The sequence below is a fragment of the Mycobacterium sp. IDUB_28 genome, from assembly GCF_055419285.1.
The window spans coordinates 1-23,604 of record NZ_JBVAXK010000018.1; the positions used below are offsets into that span (position 1 = coordinate 1).

Here is a 23,604-nt window from a genome sequence, read left to right on the forward strand (position 1 = left end):
AGCTTCAACGTCGGCAGCATCAACACCGGCTTCGCCAACGCAGGCGACCTCAACACCGGTTCCTTCAACACCGGCAGCATGAACCTCGGCTCATTCATGCTCGCCGACAGCCAAGGGCTGGAAGGAGCTACCATCCCGATCAACTTCCCGGCGATTCCGATCGATCTGGTGGCGGCTACCAACGTGGCCATCCCCATCACCGGATTCTTCTACCCGATCACCATTCAACCGATCCCTCAGTTCGGCATCCCAGTCGACGTCTCGATTCAAGTTCTCTTCACTTTCACTTTCGAGGGAACCCTCCTGTCCCCGGTGGTGGACCCCATCGTCATCAACCCGATCGTCCTGAAGGACCTCATGGTCGGGGCGAATATCCAGATCCCCATCGACATGACACTGCTGGGCCAACTCAACCTCACGGCACCGGGCCTGCTCGGTATCGGGAACTCTTCCGGGTCGCTGTCGTCGGGCTTCTTCAACGGCAGTTCCAGCGGTACGTCCGGGTTCTTCAACTCCAGCGATCTGAGTTCGGGTTTCGCCAATGCCAACGGGGCGTTGACGTCGGGTTGGTACAACTCCGGTTCGTTGCTGTCGGGTTGGCAGAACCTGGGCGAGGCGATGTCGGGCATCGCCAACACCAGCGATGTGGCCGGGGCCGCGTTGATGTCTGGCGTCGGCAACATCGGCAGCCAGGTCTCCGGTTTCCTGCACGGCCAGATGAGTGCGCTGCAACAGGCGCTGGCAGCCATTTCGCCGTTCCGGGCGAGCCTCGTCACCACCACCACGTAGCGGCGTAGGCCGGCTGCTGACGCAGCGATGGCAAGTTGGCCGTGCCAAACTAGGTTGCATGGCTGCGTTGTCGGTGGCGGTGTGCCCACTGAGCGGGTGGCTGGGTCGGTATTTGCTGGGCCGCGATCCGCGTAAGCCCGTGCCGGTGCTGGCCTCAGCCGGGCTGTGCGGCTTCGCGGCAGGTCTGGATCCGGCCGCACGCCAGGCAGGGCAGTGGCTGGTCACCGAGGTGCCGCAGCGCTCGCTGCGCAACTGGCAGTATGCGGCGGCGAAGCTGATCGCCGCCGATCTGCGCGGCCGGGTCCCCGTTTCCAACGACTGACCGTCGTCGCCCGAAGCCCGACTGCGCTTACGCGCGCAAGGAAAGGACATCCCATGCCCAAACTTCCCCCGCCCAGAGTTGTTCAGCTGATCGACACCGCGCGCCATCATCTGGCCGCGCTGCACCGCCGCATGGTGCCGCCGCCGGTCGCAATGATGGAGATGGTCTCCAACGCGTGGGTGTCCCAGGCCATCGTCGCGGCGGCCGAACTCGGCATCGCCGACGCGCTCGCCGACGGGCCGCTGACGGCCCAGGAATTGGCGACCGCGGTCGACGCCGATCCCGATGCCGTGGCCCGCCTGCTCAGGGCGCTGATCAGCAGGGGCGTGTTCCGGCAGCGCCGCGATGGTCGGTATGACCTGACTCCACTGGCCGGCACGCTGCGCCGGGACGCCGAGGTGCCGCTCACCGGCTGGGCCCGCTGGCTGGGGTCGCCTCAGCACCGGGAGCACTGGAGCCATCTGACCGACGCGATCCGTACCGGCCGATCCGTCATACCGGCGCTGCGCGGCAAGCCGGCGTTCGAGTACCTCGCCGCTGAGCCGGAACTCGGCGAGATCTTCAACCAGGCGATGACCGGCGGATCGGCGTTGTCGATCGGCCCGGTGATCGCCGCCTACGACTTCAGCGCGTTCGCCACCATCGTCGACGTCGGCGGTGGGCACGGCCGCCTGCTGGCGGAAATACTGGCGGCTACCCCGACCGCGCGCGGGGTGTTGTTCGACCAACCGCAGGTGGTGGCGGGGGCCCCGGCCGTGCTGACCGAACGCGGTGTGGCCGACCGCATCGAGGTAGTCGAGGGGTCGTTCTTCGAGTCGGTCCCGGCCGGGGGAGACGCGTACGTCCTCAAAAGCGTGATCCACGACTGGCCCGACGACGACGCGGTGCGGATCCTGCGCAACGTGCGGGCGGCGGCGGAAGTGGGCAGCCACCTGCTGCTGATCGAGTTTGTGATCCCCGAACACCACCGGGAATTCGTAGGCAATTGGTTGGACCTCGAGATGCTGCTCGCCCTCGACGCGCGGGAACGAACGGCAGCGGAATTCGAGCGGCTGTTCGACCGTGCCGGCTACCGGTTGCGCCGGGTGGTGGCGACCGCCTCGCCGTTCAGCGTGCTCGAAGCGCAGGCGGTCTAGGACGAATCGCGCTGACGTTGCGCCCTGCGCGACTAAGTGCGGCTGCCCGCCGCCCGCACCGCAGAGCCGACGCGGGGCCGCCGTCAGAGCTTGCGCAGCCGGAGCCGGTTGATCGAGTGATCGGCGTCCTTGCGCAACACCAACGTGGCGCGGGGCCGGGTCGGCAGGATGTTCTCGATGAGGTTGGGCCGGTTGATCGAGCGCCAGATTTCCTTGGCGGCGACCACGGCCTGCGGGTCCGACAGCGCCGCGTAGTGATGGAAGTGCGATTCCGGGTTCGCGAACGACGTGCTGCGCATCGCCAGGAACCGCGAGACGTACCACTGTTCGATGTCCTCGATCCGGGCGTCGACATACAGCGAGAAGTCGAACAGGTCCGACACCATCAGCGTCGGACCGGTCTGCAACACGTTCAGACCCTCGAGGATCAGGATGTCGGGGTGGCGGACCACGTGTTTGGCACCCGGGATGATGTCGTAATGCAGGTGCGAATACACCGGGGCGCAGGCGGCCTCCGAACCGGACTTCACCGAAGTGACGAACCGCATCAGCGCGCGACGGTTGTAGCTTTCGGGAAACCCTTTGCGGTGCATCAGGTTTCGTCGATCGAGTTCGGCGTTGGGGTAGAGGAAGCCGTCGGTGGTCACCAGGTCCACCCGGGGATGGTGATCCCAGCGGGCCAGTAGTGCCTGCAGCACCCTGGCGGTGGTCGATTTGCCGACGGCCACACTGCCGGCCACTCCGATGATGAACGGCACCGGACGGTTCGGGTTCTGCTGCTGTTCGCCCAGGAACTCCGCGGTAGCCGCGAACAGTCGTTGACGGGCCGCGACCTGCAGGTGGATCAGCCGGGCCAGCGGAAGGTAGACCTCTTCGACCTCCAACAGGTCGATCTGCTCACCGAGGCCGCGCAACCCGATCAGCTCTTCTTCGGTGAGGGCCAACGGGGTGGCCATCCGGAGCGCGCGCCACTGCCGTCGGTCGAACTCGACATACGGGCTCGGCTCGCTCGGCCGCGGCATTGGCCTATTTTTGCAGCAACGTCAGCGGGCCTCACGGGTGGGCCGGTCAAATATGCGCTGGATAGACTGACCACCGTGACTGCCGCACCTGACGCCCGCGTTTCCTCCCATGTGATGTCCGCCCCGCTGGCCGAGGTCGACCCCGACATCGCAGAGCTGCTGGGCAAGGAACTCGGGCGCCAACGCGACACCCTCGAGATGATCGCCTCGGAGAACTTCGTGCCGCGTTCGGTGTTGCAGGCCCAGGGCAGCGTGCTGACCAACAAGTACGCCGAGGGGCTGCCCGGGCGGCGCTACTACGGCGGCTGTGAATACGTCGACGTCGTGGAGAACATCGCCCGCGACCGGGCCAAGGCGCTGTTCGGCGCCGACTTCGCCAATGTGCAACCGCACTCGGGCGCACAGGCCAACGCTGCGGTGCTGCACGCCCTGATGGCGCCCGGCGAGCGGCTGCTGGGCCTGGACCTGGCCAACGGCGGCCACCTGACCCACGGCATGCGCCTGAACTTCTCCGGCAAGTTGTACGAGAACGCTTTCTACGGTGTAGACCCGACCACCCACCTGGTCGACATGGACGTGGTGCGGGCCCAAGCGCTCGAGTTCCGCCCGAAGGTGATCATTGCCGGCTGGTCCGCCTACCCGCGGGTGCTGGATTTCGCCGCGTTCCGGTCCATCGCCGACGAGGTCGGCGCCAAGTTGTGGGTGGACATGGCGCACTTCGCCGGTCTGGTCGCCGCGGGTCTGCACCCCTCGCCGGTGCCGCACGCCGACGTGGTGTCCACCACGATTCACAAGACGCTCGGCGGTGGCCGGTCCGGGATGATCGTGGGCAAGCAGGAGTACGCCAAGGCGATCAACTCCGCGGTGTTCCCCGGCCAGCAGGGTGGGCCGCTGATGCACATCATCGCCGGCAAGGCGGTCGCGCTGAAGATCGCCGGCACCCCGGAGTTCGCCGAACGTCAGCAGCGCACGCTGTCCGGCGCCCGGATCCTGGCTGAGCGGCTGCTGGCCGACGATGTCGCCAGTGCCGGTGTCTCGGTGGTCAGCGGCGGCACCGATGTCCATCTGGTGCTGGTCGACCTGCGCAATTCGCCGCTGGACGGCCAGGCCGCCGAGGACCTGCTGCACGAGGTGGGTATCACCGTCAACCGCAACGCCGTCCCCAACGACCCGCGACCGCCGATGGTGACGTCGGGCCTGCGGATCGGAACCCCCGCGTTGGCGACCCGCGGCTTCGGTGACGCCGAGTTCGCCGAAGTCGCCGACATCATTGCGGCGGCGCTGGCGGCCGGCACCTCGGCCTCCGAGGGGCAGGTGGCCGGGCTGCGGGAGCGGGTGACGCGGCTGGCCCGCGAGTTCCCGTTGTACGACGGCCTCGAAGACTGGAGCCTGGTCGGCCGCTGAGCCGGGAGCCGGAACAGCCCCGAAAACGGGTGCTCATGCGTCTGTCGCGGGTGGTGGCGATCACGGCGCGTCAAATTTGAAAGCGTCTGTGTATGCGAGTTACAGTTACCGCATGGCACAGAAACCTGTCGCTAATGCGCTGACGCTGGAACTCGAACCCGTGGTCGAAGCCCTCCACGATCGCCACCTCAGCACAGAGGACCTGTGGTTCGCCCACGACTACGTACCGTTCGACCGCGGTGAGAACTTCGCGTTCCTCGGTGGGCGCGACTGGGATCCCTCTCAGGCCACGCTGCCCCGGCCGCTGATCGACGCCTGCGAGATCCTGCTGCTCACGAAGGACAATCTGGCCGCCCATCACCGCGAGCTCATCGACCACTTCATCCTCGAGGACTACTGGGGCCGGTGGTTGGGTCGTTGGACCGCCGAGGAACACCACCACGCAATCGCTTTGCGCCAGTACCTGGTGGTCACGCGCGAGATGGACCCGACAGCCAACGAGCAGGCCCGCGTCCAGTACGTGACGAAGGGCTACCGCGCCGAAACCTACTCGCAGGTTGAGACGTTGGTGTACATGGCCTTCGTGGAACGTTCCTATGCCACGTTCTGCCGCAACCTGGCCGCCCGGATCGAGGAGCCCATCCTGGCCGGCCTGATCGACCGGATCGCCCGAGACGAAGCGCGGCACGAGGAATTCTGGGCCAGCCTGGTCACCCACCTGTTGGGTTACACCCACGACGAGACGATCGCGGCGATCGCCACGTGTGCGGCCGAGCTTCAGGTGCCCGGTGCCGACATCGACGCCTACCGGGACAAGCTGCAGAACGTGGCCGACGCCGGCATCTACGACGAGGCGCAGCTGCAGCAGGTGATCTCCGAGCGCATCAGCGCCTGGGGTCTGGCCGACGAGCCGGCGCTGCACCAATTCGTCACGGACTGACGAGCAATTCGGCACTGATCAACCGGTTTCCGGTGTCTCGGCGCGCCTGCACTGCGGCGGTGCGGCCACCGGAGTAGCGTCGCTTTCGATGGCCAGCGATCTGCTCTGCTGCCAGGGCGGCACTCCCGGTTCCTGCACCGGTCATTGCACCGGTCGTTGGAAAGGCAGGACCGGCCCCGGTCCTGGTGCCGCGGCCCCCGCCGACACGCTCGAGTGGGTCCGCCCGGGCGTCATTCGCTCGAGGAGCGCCCCGTGACCGAAACCCGGACGTACGTGCTCGACACCTCCGTGCTGCTCTCCGACCCGTGGGCATGCAGCCGGTTCGCCGAGCACGAGGTGGTGGTTCCGCTGGTTGTGATCAGCGAACTGGAAGCCAAGCGCCATCACCATGAGCTGGGTTGGTTCGCCCGTCAGGCATTGCGGTTATTCGACGATCTGCGGTTGGAGCACGGCCGGCTCGATCAGCCGATTCCGGTTGGCGCACAAGGCGGTTCGCTACACGTCGAGCTCAATCACACCGACCCGGCGGTGTTGCCCGCCGGTTTCCGGACCGACAGCAACGACTCCCGGATCTTGAGCTGCGCCGCCAACCTCGCTGCCGAGGGCAAGCGAGTCACGTTGGTGAGCAAGGACATTCCGCTTCGGGTCAAGGCGGCCGCCGTCGGTCTGCCGGCCGACGAGTATCACGCGCAGGACGTCGTCGTCTCAGGTTGGTCGGGGATGCGCGAGATCGAGACGGCCACCGAGGACATCGACGCGTTGTTCGCCGACGGTGAGATCGACCTGGCTGAGGCCCGGGACCTGCCGTGTCACACTGGAATTCGGTTGCTCGGCGGTACCTCGCACGCGCTGGGCCGGGTCACCCCGGCCAAGCGGGTTCAGTTGGTCCGCGGCGACCGGGAGGTGTTCGGGCTGCGTGGCCGTTCCGCTGAGCAGCGGGTGGCCCTGGACCTGCTGCTCGACGAGTCGGTGGGCATCGTGTCCCTGGGCGGCAAGGCCGGGACCGGCAAATCGGCGCTGGCGCTGTGTGCCGGGCTGGAAGCCGTGCTGGAGCGCCGCACCCAGCGCAAAGTGGTCGTGTTCCGTCCGCTCTACGCCGTGGGCGGCCAGGAACTCGGTTATCTGCCGGGCAGCGAGAGCGACAAGATGGGGCCCTGGGCGCAGGCCGTCTTCGACACCCTCGAAGGGCTGGCCAGCCCGGCGGTGCTGGAGGAGGTGCTGTCCCGCGGCATGCTCGAGGTGTTGCCGCTGACCCATATCCGGGGCCGGTCGCTGCACGACTCGTTCGTGATCGTCGACGAAGCCCAGTCGTTGGAACGCAACGTGCTGCTGACCGTGTTGTCCCGGTTGGGCACCGGGTCCCGCGTGGTGCTCACCCACGACATCGCTCAACGCGACAACCTGCGGGTCGGCCGCCACGATGGGGTCGCCGCGGTGATCGAAAAGCTCAAAGGTCACCCGCTGTTCGCCCACATCACGCTGCTGCGCAGCGAGCGTTCGCCGATCGCGGCGCTGGTCACCGAGATGCTCGAGGAGATCGCCGGGCCGCACTGACGGCGCTGTCGCCGGGCGGCGGTTCGGTAAACTGCCTGCGTGCCGAAACGACCCGACAACCAGGCCTGGCGCTACGGGCGCATGGTCTTCGGCGTCGTTGCCGCGGTGGTCATCCTGGTGATCGGTGGTTTGACCGGCCACGTCACGCGCGCCGACAGCCTGAACTGCTCGATCGTCAAGTGCATCGCCCTGACCTTCGACGACGGGCCGTCCCCCTACACCGACCGGCTGTTGCAAATCCTGCGGAACGACGACGCCCGGGCCACGTTCTTCCTGATCGGCAACAAAGTGGCAGCCAATCCTGGCGGCGCGAGACGCATCGCCGACGCGGGCATGGAGATCGGCAGCCACACCTGGGAACACCCCAACATGACGTCCATCCCGCCCGAGGCGATCGCCAGCCAGTTCACCCGCGCCAACGACGCGATCGCCGCCGCGACGGGCCGTCGGCCCACCCTCTACCGGCCGGCAGGCGGCCTGTCGAATGCGCAGGTGCGTCAGACCGCCGCGCAACTGGGCATGGCCGAGATCCTCTGGGACGTCATTCCCTTCGACTGGGCCAACGACGCCAACACCGCGGCAACCCGCCAGGTGCTGATGGCCCAGATCAAACCGGGCTCGGTGGTGTTGTTCCACGACACCTACTCGAGCACCGTCGACCTCGTCTACCAGTTCATCCCGGTGCTCAAGGCCAATGGCTACCACTTGGTGACGGTCAGCGAAATGCTCGGGCCCCGCGCCCCCGGCAGCAGTTACGGCAGCCGGGAGAACGGGCCGCCGGTGCACACCTTGCGCGATATCCCGGCAGTCCAGGTGCCGCCGCTGCCCAACACTCCCTCGCCCAAGCCGATGCCCAATCTGCCGATCACCGATATTCCGGGGCAGAACTCGGGCGGGCCGAACAACGGTGGTTGAGGGTAAGCAGGCGCCGAAGTCCGCGGTGCGGCTCTCGTTTCGGTACGCAACCGACCTGGCGTTGGCCTATCTGCTGGCCGTCGCCGACGCCGCCGCGATCCTGATCCCGCTGCGCGGTCACACGCCGGGCATCGCTAGCGCCGACTTCGCCGAGAAGAATACCGGTCTGGTGGTGCTGCTGGTGTTGCTGGCAACCTGCGGGGTCGCGATCGGCGGTGCCGCGATCATCGCCCCGACGCTGCGCTGGTATGCCCCGGGCCACGAACCCACCCCCGAGCAGCGCGAGGCCGCGATGAAGATCGCGGGCCGCCAGTCGCTGCTGATGGCCGCGGCCTACACGGCGTGCGGCGTGATCCTGATCCTGCTGAACCTCAGTGGCGGAGCAGCGCTGATCGTGCCCATCGCGATCGGAGTGGTGATCGGCGCCGCCGCCGCCGCAGGCACCGGCCTGCTGCTGGCGCAGCGCACCCTGCGGCCGATCATGGGTGTCGCCACCCGGGGTTGCGAGCCGCGCCTGGCCGTACCGGGCGTGTTCGCCCGGATGGTCCTGCTGTGGTTTCTGGTCAGCGCGCTGCCCATCGGCGTGATCGCAACGGTCGTCGCCCTGCGCTCGGCGGGGTGGCTCATCGACTCATCGGCCGCCCTGGACGTGCCGGTGCTGGTGGTGGCGATGGCAGCGCTGGTCCTCGGACTGCCGACGATGATCCTGACGTCCCGCTCGATCTCGGATCCGCTCGGCGAGGTTGCCGACGCGATGGGCGAGATCGAGCACGGTCACATGGCCACCTACGTCGGGGTCTACGAGCGCTCCCAGATCGGGCGGCTGCAGAGCGGCTTCAACCGGATGGTCGCCGGCCTGGAGGAACGCGAGCGGATCCGCGACCTGTTCGGCCGCCACGTGGGAGCCGACGTGGCCCGCCGGGCGCTGGAGGAAGGTACCTCCCTGTCCGGTGACGTGGTGGAGGCGGCGGTCCTCTACATCGACCTGGTCGGCTCCACCCGGCTCGCGGAAAACCTGCCGCCGCAAGAGGTTGCCGAGTTACTCAACGATTTCTTCCGCATCGTGGTGGACACCGTGGACGAATATCGGGGACTGATCAACAAATTCGAAGGTGACGCGGCCCTGGTGATCTTCGGTGCTCCGTTGCGCACCGACGAGCCGGCGTCGGACGCGCTGGCCACGGCGCGCGCGCTGGCCCGCAAGCTGCGCCGACTTCCCTTGGTGGACTTCGGCATCGGGGTGTCGGCGGGCCGGATGTTCGCCGGCAACATCGGTGCGGAGAACCGGTACGAATACACCGTGATCGGCGACGCCGTCAACGAAGCCGCCCGGCTGGCCGACCTCGCCAAGACCTCCGAACGGCGAATCCTGTGCTCGGGTGCCGCGATCGAGCGCGCCGGCGCAGAGCGCAACTGCTGGGCCGAGTGCTACTCCACGGTGTTGCGGGGCCGCTCCGAACCCACCCGTGTCTCGGCGCCGACCAGCATCGACTAGCGCCCGGCTACTTGCGCGAAACCTTCAGTGCCGCAATGACACTGTCGACAACGGCTTGCGACGCCGAGTCACCGATCGGGACGGCGGCGAAGAAGACGGTGACCGGTTTGGTGTCGACCGCGATGACCGTGACCGTGTCGCCCTTGACGCCGCGCGTGGTGTCGGCGATCGAGATGTCGGCCTGCACGCGGGCCGCCTTCACCCCGTCGACCGTCGTCGACGACGTCGTCTTGGGTCCCAGCGTCGGCGAAACCTGGTTGTAGCCGGGACCATTGGCCAGGCAGTCCAACAGCTTGCCGGCCTGCGCGCTGACGTCCATGCTGGTCACGAAGTTCGTCACGGCCACTTCGACCTGCATCATCCACTGGCTGCCGCCGGGCACTTCGCGGCCCAGGCCCACCGCGTCGATCAGATTCGGATTCTGATCGTCGATGAACGGCGCCCACCCTGGTGCCGCGCTGGCGGGGAACGACAATTTGCCTGCACTCACCGTGTCACCGGTGGGCTTGGCGCCGCCGGACACGTTGGAGGCGCAGTCCGTTGCGGTCTGCTGGCCGCTGCCCGGGCCCGAGGGGGCCTCGGTGCTGGTGCTGGTCGACGACGCGGTCGAGGCGGGGTCATTGCCGCTGTTGAGCGATGCCACGAAGATCACCACCAGGATGATGACGCCCACCAGTGCGATGCCGGCGACGATCAGCCATGGCAGCTTCGAGTTACGCGGCGGCGGCCCCGGCGGGTAACCGCCCGGACCCCAGCCCGGCGGCACCTGCTGGCCGGGCTGCGCATACTGCTGCGGTGGGTAACCCGGGGCGCCCCAACCGTCGGTGCCGTGCTGCGCAGGGGGTGGGTAACCGTAGGGCTCACCCTGTGTCGGGGGTTGGCCCTGCGGCGGTCCACCCCAATAGGGTTGCTGCCCATAAGGATTCGGTGCGTAAGGATCCAGGCCGTAAGGGCCGCCGGGAGGCACGGTCATAGGTCAACCACTCTCATTCTCGTTATCCGCCTTCCCCGCGGCGACCACGGACCAGCGTCACCGATTATCCGGGGGACGCGGCAGCTCTGCTCGTTCAGTCGATCGGTTCGACTTTGGCCATCGCCAACACGTCGAGTCGGCGATCCAGTTCCTCTTCGGACAGCTTGTCGCCGATCAGGCCGCGATCAATGACAGTCTGGCGGATGGTCTTGCGTTCTTTGAGCGCCTGCTTGGCCACCGCGGCGGCCTCCTCGTAGCCGATGGCCGAGTTCAGCGGCGTCACGATCGACGGCGACGATTCGGCCAGTTCGCGCAGCCGTTCTTCGTTGGCGACCAGTCCGGTGATGCAGCGCTCGGCGAACAACCTGGAGACGTTGGTCAACAGCTTGAACGACTCCAGGATGTTGCGGGCCATCATCGGGATATAGACGTTGAGTTCGAACGCGCCCGACAACCCGCCGACCGCCACGGCGGCGTCGTTGCCGATCACCTGCGCCGCGACCTGCGTAACCGCCTCCGGCAGCACCGGATTCACCTTGCCCGGCATGATCGAGCTACCCGGCTGCAGGTCGGGCAGCTGGATCTCGCCCAACCCGGTCAGCGGGCCGGACCCCATCCAGCGGATGTCGTTGGCGATCTTGGTCAACGACACCGCGATGGTGCGCAACGCGCCGGAAGCCTCCACCAACCCGTCGCGCGCTGCCTGCGCCTCGAAAGAGTTTGACGCCGTGCGCAACTCGGATATGCCGGTCTTTTCCACCAGCACCGCGACCACCTTCACGCCGAATCCTTCGGGGGCGTTGAGCCCGGTTCCGACCGCGGTGCCGCCGATGGCCAGTTCGCCCAGCCGGGGGAGGCACCCGCGCACTCTTTCGATACCGGCCTCGATCTGGCGGGCGTATCCGCTGAACTCCTGGCCCAGCGTCACCGGAACGGCGTCCATCAGGTGCGTCCGACCCGACTTGACCACTGTCTGCCACTCCAAAGCCTTGGCCGCCAACGCATCCTGCAGCACCTGCAGCGCCGGAATGAGATGACTCACCGCGGCTTCGGTGGCCGCGATGTGGGTGGCGGTCGGGAAAGTGTCGTTGGACGACTGTGACATGTTGACGTCGTCGTTGGGATGCACCGTCACGCCGTTGCCGGCTGCGATGCTGGCGATCACTTCGTTGGTGTTCATGTTCGAGCTGGTGCCCGAACCGGTCTGGAAGACGTCGATCGGGAACTGGTCGTCGTGCTGGCCGTCGGCGATCTCGTTGGCGGCGGCGATGATCGCGTCGGCCTTCTCCGGTGCCAGCAAGTCCAGGTCCTTGTTCACCTGGGCGCACGCTCCCTTGAGCAACCCGAGCGCGCGGATCTGGGCGCGCTCGAGCCCGCGCCCGGAGATCGGGAAGTTTTCTACCGCCCGCTGAGTCTGGGCGCGCCACAACGCCTTTGCCGGCACCCGGACTTCACCCATGGTGTCGTGCTCGATGCGGTAGTCGCCGTCGTTACTGGCGGAGTCGGCCATAAATCAGATCCTCACTGAGAGTGGTTACGGCAGGGGATAGGCGGCGTTGGTGTCGCCGGTGAAGTCGATTGCGGAATATTCGTTGAGCTTGGACAACCGGTGGTAGGCCTCGATCATGCGCACGGTGCCGGACTTGGACCGCATCACGATCGACTGGGTGGTACAGCCGCCCGGCTGATACCGCACGCCCTTGAGGAGGTCGCCGTCGGTGACCCCGGTGGCGCAGAAGAAGACGTTCTCGCCGGACACCAGGTCCTCGGTGGTCAGCACCCGCTCCACGTCGTGGCCGGCGTCCAGCGCCTTGCGACGTTCGGCGTCGTCCCTGGGCGCCAGCTGTGCCTGGATCGCCCCGCCCATGCAGCGGATCGCGGCGGCGGTGATGATCCCTTCGGGCGTGCCGCCGATGCCGGCCAGCATGTCGGTGCCGGAGCCGGGCCGGCACGCCGAGATCGCGCCGGCGACGTCGCCGTCGGTGATCAGCCGGATGCGGGCGCCGGTGTCGCGGACATCGGCGATCAACTGTGCGTGCCGGGGGCGGTCCAGGATGCACACGGTCATGTCGGCCGCCAGCAGTCCCTTGACCTTCGCGACTGCGCGGACGTTCTCACCGATCGGTGCGGTGATGTCCAGCACGTGTGCGGCCTCGGGCCCCACAGCGATCTTGTTCATGTAGAACACCGCCGACGGGTCGAACATGGCGTAGCGGTCGGCCACCGCCAGCACCGAAATGGCGTTGGGCATGCCTTTGCTCATCAGGGTGGTGCCGTCGATCGGGTCGACGGCGAAGTCGCACTCCGGTCCGTCGCCGTTGCCGACTTCTTCGCCGTTGTAGAGCATCGGCGCTTCGTCTTTCTCGCCCTCGCCGATCACCACGACGCCGCGCATCGACACCGAATTCACCAGCTCGCGGATGGCGTCGACCGCGGCGCCGTCGCCACCCTCCTTGTCGCCGCGCCCCACCCACCGGCCTGCGGCCATCGCGCCCGCCTCGGTGACCCGGACCAGCTCCATGGCCAAGTTGCGGTCGGGAGCTTCACCACGGGGCGGTCGGGCGGCCGACGGGCTTGCAACGGCGCTGTGCGGCGCGCCGGATCCCTGTGCAGTCATGGCGCGATTGTCCCAGAAGCGGAACGCCGGGCTGGAGCTGGGATACTCGGGGAGTGACCACTGAGCCGCAACCGACCCCCAAGCCGGCCAAGCCGCGGTTGCTGCAGGACGGTCGTGACATGTTCTGGTCGCTGGCCCCGCTGGTGGTGGGCTGCATTGTGCTGGCGGGCATGGTGGGGATGTGTTCGATCTCCCCCGGCGGCCCCAACCGGGGCACGGTCCCGTCCTATGACGCGGCCACCGCGTTGCGTGCCGACGCGGCCACGCTGGGCTTCCCGATCCGCCTGCCGCAACTGCCGGGCGGCTGGCGACCCAATTCGGGCGGCCGGGGCGGTATCGACGGCGGTCGCACCGATCACGACGAGCACCTGCACGCGGCGACGTCGACCGTGGGCTACCTCAGCCCGACCGGGATGTATCTGAGCCTGACCCAGAGCAACGCCGACGAAGACAAGCTGGTCGGTTCCATCCATTCGGGCATGTACCCGCGGGGCGTCGAGAACATCGCCGGGACCAGCTGGGTGGTCTACCAGGGCGCGGACCGCGACGGTGCCGTCGAGCCGGTGTGGACCACTCGCCTGGCCAGCCCGGCCGGCCCCACGCAGATCGCGATCACCGGCGCCGGCAGCCCCGACGAGTTCCGTACGCTGGCTGCCGCGACGCAAGCGCAGCAGCCGCTGGCCGCTACCCGATAGAAGGGCACCCCGGATGACCGCACCCGAAGCAGATCTGTCCGGCTGGTCGGCGGCGCCGTTCACCGCCGCCGGCTACACCCACGACGTGTACCGCAAGGGGTCGGGTCCCGGGGTGGTGCTGATCCCGGAGATGCCGGGCATCCATCCCGGCGTGCTCGGGTTGGGAAATCATCTGGTGGACAACGGGTTCACCGTCGCCATCCCGTCGCTCTTCGGCCGTCCCGGCCGAAAGATATCGATCCCCTATGTCCTGGCCGAGATCAGCCGGGGTTGTGTGGCAAAGGAATTCGCCGCGATGGCCACCAACAAGGAGCGGCCGGTATCGCTGTTCCTGCGGGCGCTGGCCCGCGATCTGAACGCCGCGACGCCCGGCAAGGGAGTCGGGGTGATCGGGCAGTGCTTCACCGGCGGTTTCGCGCTGGCCGCCGCCGTCGACGACAGTGTGCTGGCCCCGGTGCTCAGCCAGCCGTCGGTGCCGTTTCCGCTGACCGGCAAGCATCGCCGCGACCCCGGGCTCAGCGAGTCCGAACTCAGTGTCGTCGCCGATCGCTGCGCCAACGATGGCTTGTGCGCAATGGGACTGCGGTTCAGCGCGGACGCGATGGCACCGGGTGAGCGGTTCAAGACGCTCAAGGCACGTCTGGGTGACGCCTTCGAGGTGATCGAAATCGATTCCGGCCCCGGCAACGAGCACGGGTTCAGCCGGATGGCGCACTCGGTGCTCACCGACCAGGTCCGTGAGATTGACGGTCAACCCGCCTACGAGGCGCGCAAGCGGGTGGTCGAGTTCCTCACCGAGCGGCTCACTGCCTGCTGAACTCATGCCGCGGGTTGAGCACCCCGAATTGAATTGCGGCTCACGACAGCTTTTTGGCGCCCGTTGTTGGGTGGCCGATGTCCGGGGAGTCGGCGGCCGAGTGGTGCAACTCAAGGACGCTGCGGCGCCCCGGTCACGCTGATGTGGGCTTACCCGAACAGCGACATCGGATGGATGAACGCCCCCTCGAGCACCTCGCGGGCGAGGTTGGCGACTTCGGCCCCGCGCAGCGGCAGGCGGGCCATCTCCTCAACGGTGAACCACGCCGCGCCCAGGGACTCGTCATCGGGCACCGACTTCGGCGGAGTGTCATCAGCTGGGTGGGCCACGAAAATGACACGCATCCGTGCATTGCCTGACAATGGCGTGTGCTGAATCCGCAGCACCCCGTCCAGCACGATGTCGATGCCGGCCTCCTCCCGCGTCTCGCGGTGCGCGGCGACCGCGAATGTCTCGCCCGGCTCGACCCGTCCGGCTGGCAAATACCAGAGTTGGCCGTGTTTGCGTTCATGCACCAACAGGAACCGTCGGCCCAGCCGAACCAGCACCAAGGAGAAGTTCCACGTCGGGATGGGTTCGCGCGCCATCAAGCCCCGTCCCTCTGGTGTGTATTCTTCTGGCGCCCAAACCACTTGCGCTGCACCGGTTTATCGTCCACCGGTTTGAGTTCGACACCCTTGTAGACCGCAAGGTAGACATCGATGGTGGTGACGATGACGATCATCAGAACCGGGCCAATGATGATGCCCCACGGACCGAACATCCTGATCCCGGCGAACACCGAGAGCAGCATCAGCGCCGAGTTCAACCGGGCATCACGCGGCACCAGCACCGGCCGCAGGAAGTTGTCGATGTTGGTGACCACGATCAGGTGGAACAGGACCACGAACAGCCCGCCGCCGATGTGTCCGAAGAAGCACATCCCGATGCCGAACGGTATGGTCACGATCCCGCTGCCGAGCGGAATGATCGACAACGCCGTCAGCAAGATCGCGAAGATGAAGAAGCCCTGGTGGAATCCGGCCAGGTAGATCGACGCGGCGCCGGCGACACCCTGGCAGAGGGCGATCACGAACTGCCCGTTGACGGTGCCGCGCACCATCGACCCCATCTTCTGCAGATACAGGTCGGTGACTTCTTCGCCGAGCGGGTTGAGCTGGGCGATCAGGTTCCGGATCTTCTCCCGGTGCACCAGCAGCGCGACGAACACGTACAGAAAAATGATCGCCGACGTGATGGTGCCGGCCAGACTGCCTGCCGTGTTCTGCAGCACGTTCAGTAGCCAGTGGCCCGCGTTCTGTGCGACCGAGACCATCGACTTGCGCAGGTTCTCCGCCGTGAGCGTGACGTGCACGAACGGCACCCGGCCGAGCAACTCGTTGACCAGGTGCAACGTCTTGTCGCCCAGCGTGCTCAGGTCGGTCGATTTGACCCACTCGGCAACCGAGTCGACCATCCGGGCGATCTGCACAACGGCCAGGCTCACCAGCAGACTCAGCGGCACGATCACAATCGCCAGCGCGGACAGCAGGGTACAGGTGGCGGACAGCCCGGTGTTGAGGCGCTTGTTGAACCACTCGAAGAGCGGGGCGAACAGGTAAGCCCCGACGGCGGCCACCACCACGAGGACGAAATAGCTGCGCAGGAAGTACAAACCGAACAACACCGCGAGGATCGTGACGATAGCGAGCGCGCGCTTCTGGGTAAGCGTGAATTCGGTGTTCATGCCCTGACCGAGACCGCCCTCCGCGGGTATGTTGAGCGCGCTCCGTAACCTTAACGGTTGGGAAGGAACAGCATGACTGTGGTCGAGACCAGCTACGGTCCGGTGCGTGGCGCCGACTTGGCCGGCCCGCCGGGCCGCGTCACCGCGTGGAAAGGCATCCGGTTCGCCAAGGCGCCCATCGATGATCTGCGGTTCCGGGCGCCGGCGCCGCCCGAGCCGTGGACCGAGGTCGCCGACGCCACCGCCTACGGGCCAGCCTGTCCGCAGTCGACGCTGCCCAACATGAAGCTGGACCTGGGTGCACCGCAGGGCGAGGACTGTCTGCGGCTGAACATCTGGGCGCCGGCCGGCACCGACCCGGGCGCCGGGAAACCGGTGCTGGTGTGGCTGCACGGTGGCGCCTACGTGCTGGGTTCGGGCAGCCAGCCGTTGTACGACGGTCATGTCCTGGCCGCCGACGGCGACGTCGTGGTGGTCACGGTCAACTACCGGGTCGGGGCGCTGGGATTCATGGACCTGTCGTCGTTCAGCAGTGCGCAGCGGCAGTTCGACTCCAACATCGGGCTGCGCGACGTGCTGGCCGCGTTGGCCTGGGTACGCGACAACATTGCGGCGTTCGGCGGCGACCCCGACAACGTGACCCTGTTCGGCGAGTCCGCCGGTGCCGGAATCGTGACGACGCTGTTGGGCGTCGCTGCCGCCGCGGGGTTGTTCGTTCGGGCTATTGCGCAGAGTTCGCCCGCCACATCGGTGTACGACCAGGACAGGGGCCGCCGGGTTTCGGTGGCTGTGCTCAACAAACTGGGTATCGCCGAGTCCGAGGGGCACAAGGTGGCCTCCGCGTCCACCGTGGCTCTGATCGCGGCGACCAGTGAAGTGTTCAACGAGATCCCCGTCAGCAATCCGGGCACGCTGGCGTTCGTCCCCATCGTCGACGGTGACCTGTTGGAGGATCAGCCGGTCAAACTGGCGCAGGAGGGCCGCCTGCTGCCGATTCCGTTGATCATCGGGACCAATAAGCACGAGGCGGCGTTGTTCAGGTTGCTGCGCTCACCGCTGATGCCGATCACGCCGCACGCGATCACCACGATGTTCAGTCAGATCGCCGTCGAGCAGCCCGACCTGCAACTGCCCACCTTCGAGGAGTTCGGGTCGGCCTACTCGCGCCGGCAGAAGTCGCGCAGCGTCGGGATGGCCACCGACATCGGCTTCCGGATGCCGTCGGTGTGGCTGGCCGACGGCCACAGCAGGGTGGCGCCGGTGTACCTGTACCGGTTCGACTATGCGACACCGGTGTTCAAGCTGTTGACGGTGCGAGCCGCTCATGCCACCGAATTGCCTTATGTGTGGGGCACTCTCGGCGCGCCGCAGGACATGTCGCTGAAGCTGGGGGGTGCCAAGACCGCCACCGCCGTCTCCCACCGGATGCGGACGCGGTGGCTGAATTTCGCGGCGCACGGTGAGCCCGATGGCCCGGCCGGTGAGCCGGCCTGGCCGCGCTATTCCGAGCCGAATCGCCCGTGTCTGGTGATCGACAAGCGCGACACCATCGTCGACGACGTGGATGCGCGCATCAGGGAAGCCTGGGGCGCCCAGATGGTCAGCTTCCGGTAGCCGCGCCGGCTTTCTTGCCGGCCTTCATTTCGCTCTTCATCTTGTGGAAGAGGTCGACGTAATAGGGCAGGCATTCCTTGAGGGCCTGCTCGGTGGTGAACAGCGGCTCATAGCCCAGGTCGCGGCGGGCCTTGGCGATCGAGAAGTAATTGTTGATGGCAATGCGCTCGATGGCCAGCGGCTCGAGTAGCGGTGCGGGAGCGCCGAATTGGAAGTGCAGCCGCTGCCATGCCGTCATCGCGAGGCGTACCGGGGGGGCGGGAACCCTTACCTTGGGCCACTTTTCGCCGCATGCCTCGACCACCGGACGGGCGAATTCGAACATGTTGATCGGTTCGCCGTCGTTGATGAAGTAAGCCTGCCCCGGCGCGGTGCCGCCGTCTACCAGGTGTTCGCCGGCCAAGATGAAGCCGTGAATCAGGTTGTGCACGTAGGAGTTGTCCAACTTTGCCGACTTGGGTCCGACGAGCACTTTCGTGTGGCCCTTGATCACGCTCTCGAACAGTTTGCGGAACATCGTCTGGTCACCGGTGCCCCAGATGCCGCTGGGTCGCACCGAGCAGGTGAGCATGCCGTCGACACCGTTCTGGCCGAGCACGTATTTCTCAGCGGCGACCTTGGTTTCGGTGTAGAGGTCGTTGAACCGGTCGGTGTAGGGCATCGTCTCGTCGCCGTTGGTGATGTCCTGCCCACCCATCACCACGCTGTTGGAGGCGGTGTAGACGAACCGCTGCACACCCGCTTTGCGGCCGGCCGTGACGAGGTTCTCGGTGCCACCGACATTGACCGAGAAGCTGCGCTGCCGGTATTCCTTAGTCGCCGACGCGCCACCCATCAGGTCGATGATCGCGGCCGTGTGGATGATCGTGTCGATGCCGTCCACCGCCGCCGCGCAGACGGCGGCATCGGTGATGTCACCCTGCAGCACCTCCAACTTCGGATGCTGGGGCAGGGGCGAGGGGGCGCGGTCGAAGGAGCGGACCTGATGTCCGCGCTCCAGCAGGGTCCGGACCAGGTTGGCGCCGACGAAGCCGGATCCGCCGGTGACAAGGACGCTGCCGAGTTCGGTTGTCAGTGCTGCATCACCCATACCGGGGAGCATAACTGAAACGTGTTCCAGTTTGGAATAGAACAGGTGTCCGAGTTTGACCGCAGCCGGCCCTATTCAGGGTCGCCCGCGGCGAGTGCATCGGTCACCCGTTGGCGGGCACCAGCTAAGTGCTCCTCACACCTTTTCGCGAGTTGCTCGCCTCTTTCCCAGAGTTTCAGCGACGCATCGAGGTCCAGGCCGCCCTGCTCCAGCAGTCGCACAACGTCGATCAACTCGTCGCGGCAATCTTCATAGCCGAGCTGACTAATAGGTGTAGTCGTCTCGTGCCGGGGATCAGGATCCATCAGTGCGTCCCTCGCTCACCGCTGCGATGGCTCCGTCGGCGACCCGCACCCGCAGCCCGGTGCCGGCCGGTGCGTCGTCGGTGCGTCGCAGCACCTCGGCGCCGGAGGGGGTCACGACCTGGACCACGGCGTAGCCGCGGGCCAGGGTTGCCGCCGGGCCCAGTGTCGACAGCCGGGCAGAGAGGTGGCCTACGCGCTCGGTCTCCCCGGCGAGCAACCGCTTGATGTCACGCCGCAGCGCCGAGCGGGCTCGTTGCACTTCCTCCTCGCGCGTGATCACCATGCGCAGCGGGTCGGCCAGCACCGGACGGCTGCGCAACTGTGCGAGTGCCCGCTGCTCGCGTGACACCCAGTTGCGCAGTGCCTGAGCGGTGCGCTTGCGCAGCTCGTCGATCCGGCGTTGCTCGGCGGCGGTGTCGGGCACCACCATCTTGGCGGCGTCGGTGGGGGTGGCCGCCCGCACGTCGGCGACCAGGTCGCAGAGCGGATTGTCCGGTTCGTGTCCGACGGCGCTGATCACCGGAGTGCGGCAGGCCGAGATTGCTCGGCACAGGGTCTCGTCGGAGAACGGCAACAGATCCTCGACGCTGCCACCGCCGCGGGCGATCACAATCACGTCGACATCAGGGTGCCGGTCGAGTTCTGCCAGCGCAGCGACAATCTGTGCGACGGCGTTGACGCCTTGGGTCGCGGCGTGCCGGATGGTGAAGCGCACCGCCGGCCAGCGGGTGGTGGCCACCGTGGTGACATCCCGCTCGGCGTGGCTGGCTCTGCTGGTGATCAGGCCGATCATGGTGGGCAGGAACGGAATCGGGCGCTTGAGCCGCGGATCGAACAGCCCTTCGGCATCCAGCAACCGGCGCAGCCGGTCGATACGGGCCAGCAGTTCTCCGACACCGACCGCGCGAATCTCGTTGAGGCGCAACGAGAATGTGCCCCGCACGGTGTAGAAGGAGGGCTTGCCGCACACCACCACCTGGGTGCCCTCGGTAAGTTTCACCGGAGCGTTGAGTACCAGCTCACGCGAACAGGTGACGGTCAGCGACATGTCGGCCGCCGGATCACGCAGCACCATGAAGACCGTGTTGGTGTTGGGTCGCAGGTTGATCTGGGCCAGCTGACCCTCCACCCAGACGGTGCCCAGCCGGTCGATCCAGCCGGCGACGCGGATGGCGACCGCGCGGACCGGGAAGGGGTTGTCGACAGAGTTCGCCGTGGGTTTCTGCTGCGGAGCTGGTGTCACTTCGCGGACGCGCGGGTGATCCTGTTGGCGAGCAGCGTCTGGAACGGCGCGCGGGCCTTGGTGGCCTGCTCGTAGGCCAGCAGGGCTTCGAGTTCGGCAACGTCCAGAGATTGCAGCCGGGCCCGCAACTGCGCCAGGGTCAACTGCGGGTAGTCGAGTTCGGTCGCCACCGCCGGGACCGGTACGCCGGCCGCAGGGGTGCTGGGCTGGTCGGTCGGCGGCTTCGCGGAGTCGGCGGCTTCGGCGGTGTCGGACACCGAGTACAGCGCAAAGCGGCCCTCAGTGCGGCGCTCGCCGTCCACGCCGTCGACCGGGATGGCGGAGAAGCCGCCCTGACCGCCGCCGTCCAGCACCTCGAGGTCCTCGTCGAACGTCGCCCACTCGGGTTGCTCATCCTTCGGCGGAAACAGCGACTCCAGCGTGGTATCGCCCTTGATGGCCAGTTCAGCGAGGTTCTGTTGAAAGCGCATCACGATATGAGCCGCCTGGGACGCCAACGTCATCGGGTACATGAGGATCGTTCGCGGTAGCTTGATTGTCTCCTCGACGGCGACTGTCGCCGCGCCGACCAGCAGCCGAAACCCATACGGTGCAGTAGTCATGGGTCCAAGACTGCCTCAAGCAGCGGCTAAGTCCAAGCTGAGCGCGCGCCCTGCTCGCGAAATGGCGACGGGGTATCGGCGGAACGTACCCTGAAGGACATGGTGCCCACTGTTGACATGGGGATTCCCGGTGCTTCGAGCTCGGTGGTCGACTCCCCGACCCGTAAGCGGGTGCTGCTGGCCGAGCCGCGTGGTTACTGCGCCGGGGTGGATCGCGCCGTGGAGACCGTCGAGCGTGCGCTGGAGAAGCACGGCGCCCCGGTCTACGTGCGGCACGAGATCGTGCACAACCGGCACGTGGTGGACACGCTGGCCAGCGCCGGTGCGGTGTTTGTGCAGGAAACCGACCAGGTGCCCGAGGGGGCGATCGTCGTGTTCTCCGCGCACGGCGTCGCCCCGACGGTGCATGCGGCCGCCGCCGCGCGCAACCTGCAGACCATCGACGCGACCTGCCCGCTGGTCACCAAGGTGCACAACGAGGCCAGACGGTTCGCCCGCGCCGACTACGACATCCTGCTGATCGGCCACGAGGGCCATGAGGAAGTCATCGGCACCGCCGGCGAAGCCCCTGATCACGTGCAGCTGGTTGACGGTGTCGAAGCCGTCGACCACGTCACCGTCCGGGACGAGGACAAGGTGATCTGGCTGTCGCAGACCACGCTCTCGGTCGACGAGACCATGGAGATCGTCGAGCGGTTGCGCGAGCGTTTCCCGAAACTGCAGGATCCGCCCAGCGACGACATCTGCTATGCCACCCAGAACCGTCAGGTCGCGGTCAAGGCGATGGCGCCGGAATGCGAGCTGGTGATCGTCGTCGGCTCCCGCAACTCGTCGAACTCGGTACGGCTGGTCGAAGTGGCGCTGGGCGCCGGCTCCCGGGCCGCGTACCTGGTGGACTGGGCCGACGACATCGACCCGGCGTGGCTGGACGGTGTCCACACCGTCGGGGTGACCTCCGGTGCATCGGTCCCCGAGGTGCTGGTGCGGGGTGTGCTCGAGCGGCTCGCCGAGCATGGCTACGACATGGTGCAACCGGTGACCACGGCCAACGAGACGCTGGTGTTCGCGTTGCCCCGGGAGATCCGCCCGGCGCGGTCCAAGCCTTAAGCCTCGTAGTCCCAGGGATCAGGGGTTCGCCTGCGCGGTGCCCGGGAGCCATTGCGACGTTCCGGACGCGGCTCGTCCTGGGATTCACCTCGCGCGGCTTGACCGGCTTGACCGCGGTACCGCACCTGGGAGATCGGATGATGGGTCGGGTTGGACCCGTTCGATCCCGCGGGTGCGGCGCGACGGCTGCGGGGCTCGTAGGACGGTTCGTACGGCGGATATGGTTCGTAGCCACCGCTGCGCCGCTCGTGTCGGCTACGGCGTTCACCACGGGCAGGTGACTCGGGACGATCGTAACTGTCGTACGGATCGAAGCGGCTGCTACGGGGCTCTGGCCGTTCGTAGGACCGTTCGTAGGAGCCGCGACGCGGGCGCGGTTCTCGACGCACGTCCCGCGGCGGCGGGGCGCCCCGATCGGTGTCACCCTCGTCCGGTCGGCGACGACGGGGGCGGCGGGGCGGGTCGGCGGGGTCGAAGTCGGGTTTGTCGGCCACCGAACTGCGACGGGCGCTGCGGCGGGGGCGCTCCTCGTCGGTCTCGTACGGATCGTCCGGCCGAGCATGCCGGGAGCGGGTCCGGGCCGGGCGCTGCGCCGAACGGCTGGTTCGCGCGGTCCGGCTGGTCTTCGCGGTCCGAGACCTCGCATGGGCCGGCTGGGGGGCCTCAGTTGCATCGACGTCGTCACCCGAGAGACCGGCCAACAGCGAGCTCACTCTGGCGGCGATGCCGCTGAACAGCGAGGGCCGCTCGGGCGCGGTCTCATCGTCATTGGCGGCATCGGGAACAGCTGCGGCGTTCTTGCCGAAGTACCAGCGGATCATGCCGATCAGCAACACCCCGCCCGCGGTGCCCAACATCAGTGGGAAACGCTCGATGAGCGGATATCCGCAATTGATCAGCAGGTCTTTGAACTTGTCGACCTTGCCGCCATGGAACAGCCAATAGGCCCCGGGCACGCTGCAGAACAGGATGAGCGGCGGCTGGATGACCGCGGTGAACACCGCGGCCTGCCGTACCGCCAGGACCGCCGCCACACATCCGGCGATGTAACACCCGGCGAAGACATGGGTCAGCTCCTTATGTCCGGAGTCGATCAGATACCCCACCGCGGTGGTTCCGACCGCGATGAGGACCGCCGCCCACCAGGGCACACCCGGGATGGTAGGGACGATCGAGCGGTGGCTGGGCTGCACCGTCGACCTGTCCCGCTGCGCTGACACACGTTGACCGTACCGGCA

At 67.1% G+C, this 23,604-nt stretch carries 24 protein-coding genes; 12 read left to right on the plus strand and 12 right to left on the minus strand.

Going from position 1 to position 23,604, the window contains the following annotated elements; genetic code table 11:
• The 3 genes from ACZYZ9_RS24770 to ACZYZ9_RS24780 form a co-directional block, all read left to right on the plus strand.
• Window positions 1-789 (plus strand): pentapeptide repeat-containing protein (locus ACZYZ9_RS24770; RefSeq protein WP_463828822.1); only part of this gene is annotated, 789 nt, incomplete at its 5' end.
• Window positions 790-847: 58 nt separating this feature from the next.
• Window positions 848-1,111, plus strand: a complete 264-nt coding sequence (locus ACZYZ9_RS24775; RefSeq protein WP_463828866.1) for a hypothetical protein — start codon at window positions 848-850, stop codon at window positions 1,109-1,111.
• Window positions 1,112-1,164: 53 nt separating this feature from the next.
• Window positions 1,165-2,247 (plus strand): methyltransferase, encoded by a 1,083-nt coding sequence (locus ACZYZ9_RS24780; protein WP_463828823.1) that lies wholly within the window; start codon window positions 1,165-1,167, stop codon window positions 2,245-2,247.
• A gap of 83 nt (window positions 2,248-2,330) precedes the next feature.
• Here ACZYZ9_RS24780 and coaA read toward each other — a convergent pair whose 3' ends face one another.
• A complete protein-coding gene (coaA, locus tag ACZYZ9_RS24785) occupies window positions 2,331-3,269 on the minus strand; it encodes a type I pantothenate kinase (RefSeq protein WP_463828824.1) in 939 nt (312 codons plus the stop codon).
• Between the two features lie 114 nt (window positions 3,270-3,383).
• Here coaA and glyA point away from each other — a divergent pair, with 114 nt between their 5' ends.
• On the plus strand, window positions 3,384-4,673 hold the full coding sequence (gene glyA, locus ACZYZ9_RS24790) for a serine hydroxymethyltransferase (protein ID WP_463828859.1): 1,290 nt from the start codon (window positions 3,384-3,386) through the stop codon (window positions 4,671-4,673).
• Between the two features lie 112 nt (window positions 4,674-4,785).
• Window positions 4,786-5,613 carry an acyl-ACP desaturase gene (locus ACZYZ9_RS24795; protein WP_463828825.1) on the plus strand — a complete coding sequence of 276 codons (828 nt, stop codon included), beginning with the start codon at window positions 4,786-4,788 and terminating at the stop codon, window positions 5,611-5,613.
• Here ACZYZ9_RS24795 and ACZYZ9_RS24800 read toward each other — a convergent pair.
• Window positions 5,603-5,758, minus strand: a complete 156-nt coding sequence (locus tag ACZYZ9_RS24800; RefSeq protein ID WP_463828826.1) for a hypothetical protein — start codon at window positions 5,756-5,758, stop codon at window positions 5,603-5,605. The two genes, ACZYZ9_RS24795 and ACZYZ9_RS24800, sit on opposite strands and share 11 nt — an antisense overlap.
• A gap of 107 nt (window positions 5,759-5,865) precedes the next feature.
• On the opposite strand from ACZYZ9_RS24800, the gene ACZYZ9_RS24805 reads away from it, so the two are divergent.
• The 3 genes from ACZYZ9_RS24805 to ACZYZ9_RS24815 are packed head-to-tail and all read left to right on the plus strand — an operon-like array spanning window position 5,866 to window position 9,577.
• Window positions 5,866-7,167, plus strand: a complete 1,302-nt coding sequence (locus ACZYZ9_RS24805; RefSeq protein ID WP_463828827.1) for a PhoH family protein — start codon at window positions 5,866-5,868, stop codon at window positions 7,165-7,167.
• A gap of 39 nt (window positions 7,168-7,206) precedes the next feature.
• Window positions 7,207-8,082: a polysaccharide deacetylase family protein gene (locus tag ACZYZ9_RS24810; RefSeq protein WP_463828828.1), complete on the plus strand. Its 876-nt coding sequence runs from the start codon at window positions 7,207-7,209 to the stop codon at window positions 8,080-8,082.
• 55 nt (window positions 8,083-8,137) lie between these two features.
• Window positions 8,138-9,577: an adenylate/guanylate cyclase domain-containing protein gene (locus ACZYZ9_RS24815; RefSeq protein ID WP_463828860.1), complete on the plus strand. Its 1,440-nt coding sequence runs from the start codon at window positions 8,138-8,140 to the stop codon at window positions 9,575-9,577.
• A gap of 7 nt (window positions 9,578-9,584) precedes the next feature.
• Here ACZYZ9_RS24815 and ACZYZ9_RS24820 read toward each other — a convergent pair whose 3' ends face one another.
• The 3 genes from ACZYZ9_RS24820 to glpX all read right to left on the minus strand — a co-directional run bounded on the left by ACZYZ9_RS24820 (window position 9,585) and on the right by glpX (window position 13,167).
• A complete protein-coding gene (locus tag ACZYZ9_RS24820; RefSeq protein ID WP_463828829.1) occupies window positions 9,585-10,550 on the minus strand; it encodes a hypothetical protein in 966 nt (321 codons plus the stop codon).
• A 94-nt stretch (window positions 10,551-10,644) separates the two neighbouring features.
• On the minus strand, window positions 10,645-12,060 hold the full coding sequence (locus ACZYZ9_RS24825; protein ID WP_463828830.1) for a class II fumarate hydratase: 1,416 nt from the start codon (window positions 12,058-12,060) through the stop codon (window positions 10,645-10,647).
• Window positions 12,061-12,084: 24 nt separating this feature from the next.
• Window positions 12,085-13,167 carry a class II fructose-bisphosphatase gene (gene glpX, locus ACZYZ9_RS24830; RefSeq protein WP_463828831.1) on the minus strand — a complete coding sequence of 361 codons (1,083 nt, stop codon included), beginning with the start codon at window positions 13,165-13,167 and terminating at the stop codon, window positions 12,085-12,087.
• A 53-nt stretch (window positions 13,168-13,220) separates the two neighbouring features.
• Between glpX and ACZYZ9_RS24835 the strand changes: the two genes are divergently transcribed.
• Window positions 13,221-13,862: a DUF4245 domain-containing protein gene (locus ACZYZ9_RS24835; RefSeq protein WP_463828832.1), complete on the plus strand. Its 642-nt coding sequence runs from the start codon at window positions 13,221-13,223 to the stop codon at window positions 13,860-13,862.
• A 13-nt stretch (window positions 13,863-13,875) separates the two neighbouring features.
• On the plus strand, window positions 13,876-14,679 hold the full coding sequence (locus tag ACZYZ9_RS24840; RefSeq protein ID WP_463828833.1) for a dienelactone hydrolase family protein: 804 nt from the start codon (window positions 13,876-13,878) through the stop codon (window positions 14,677-14,679).
• 149 nt (window positions 14,680-14,828) lie between these two features.
• Here the strand turns inward: ACZYZ9_RS24840 and ACZYZ9_RS24845 are convergent, their stop codons facing one another.
• Both ACZYZ9_RS24845 and ACZYZ9_RS24850 read right to left on the minus strand, forming a co-directional pair.
• Window positions 14,829-15,266 (minus strand): NUDIX hydrolase, encoded by a 438-nt coding sequence (locus ACZYZ9_RS24845; RefSeq protein WP_463828834.1) that lies wholly within the window; start codon window positions 15,264-15,266, stop codon window positions 14,829-14,831.
• The gene (locus tag ACZYZ9_RS24850; protein WP_463828835.1) at window positions 15,266-16,405 is read right to left on the minus strand and encodes an AI-2E family transporter; all 1,140 of its coding nucleotides are present in this window, start codon (window positions 16,403-16,405) and stop codon (window positions 15,266-15,268) included. The genes ACZYZ9_RS24845 and ACZYZ9_RS24850 overlap by 1 nt, the downstream gene beginning before the upstream one ends.
• Before the next feature lie 72 nt (window positions 16,406-16,477).
• Between ACZYZ9_RS24850 and ACZYZ9_RS24855 the strand changes: the two genes are divergently transcribed.
• Window positions 16,478-18,019, plus strand: a complete 1,542-nt coding sequence (locus tag ACZYZ9_RS24855; RefSeq protein WP_463828836.1) for a carboxylesterase/lipase family protein — start codon at window positions 16,478-16,480, stop codon at window positions 18,017-18,019.
• Here ACZYZ9_RS24855 and ACZYZ9_RS24860 read toward each other — a convergent pair.
• From ACZYZ9_RS24860 to ACZYZ9_RS24875, 4 genes are read right to left on the minus strand one after another with little or no spacing between them, the layout of a single operon-like run.
• Window positions 18,006-19,121, minus strand: coding sequence for a 3-beta-hydroxysteroid dehydrogenase (locus tag ACZYZ9_RS24860; RefSeq protein ID WP_463828837.1), 1,116 nt, complete (start codon window positions 19,119-19,121; stop codon window positions 18,006-18,008). The genes ACZYZ9_RS24855 and ACZYZ9_RS24860 overlap by 14 nt on opposite strands.
• Before the next feature lie 59 nt (window positions 19,122-19,180).
• The gene (locus ACZYZ9_RS24865) at window positions 19,181-19,414 is read right to left on the minus strand and encodes an exodeoxyribonuclease VII small subunit (protein ID WP_463828838.1); all 234 of its coding nucleotides are present in this window, start codon (window positions 19,412-19,414) and stop codon (window positions 19,181-19,183) included.
• On the minus strand, window positions 19,404-20,657 hold the full coding sequence (gene xseA / locus ACZYZ9_RS24870) for an exodeoxyribonuclease VII large subunit (RefSeq protein WP_463828839.1): 1,254 nt from the start codon (window positions 20,655-20,657) through the stop codon (window positions 19,404-19,406). Before xseA ends, ACZYZ9_RS24865 begins: the two co-directional genes overlap by 11 nt.
• Complete coding sequence (locus ACZYZ9_RS24875) at window positions 20,654-21,259, minus strand: lipid droplet-associated protein (RefSeq protein ID WP_463828840.1); 606 nt, start codon at window positions 21,257-21,259, stop codon at window positions 20,654-20,656. The genes xseA and ACZYZ9_RS24875 overlap by 4 nt, the downstream gene beginning before the upstream one ends.
• A gap of 99 nt (window positions 21,260-21,358) precedes the next feature.
• Here ACZYZ9_RS24875 and ACZYZ9_RS24880 point away from each other — a divergent pair, with 99 nt between their 5' ends.
• Window positions 21,359-22,366, plus strand: coding sequence for a 4-hydroxy-3-methylbut-2-enyl diphosphate reductase (locus ACZYZ9_RS24880; RefSeq protein ID WP_463828841.1), 1,008 nt, complete (start codon window positions 21,359-21,361; stop codon window positions 22,364-22,366).
• Here the strand turns inward: ACZYZ9_RS24880 and ACZYZ9_RS24885 are convergent.
• Entirely contained in the window at window positions 22,363-23,586 is a 1,224-nt protein-coding gene (locus tag ACZYZ9_RS24885) for a DUF6542 domain-containing protein (RefSeq protein WP_463828842.1), read from the minus strand. The two genes, ACZYZ9_RS24880 and ACZYZ9_RS24885, sit on opposite strands and share 4 nt — an antisense overlap.
• Window positions 23,587-23,604 lie beyond the last annotated feature (18 nt).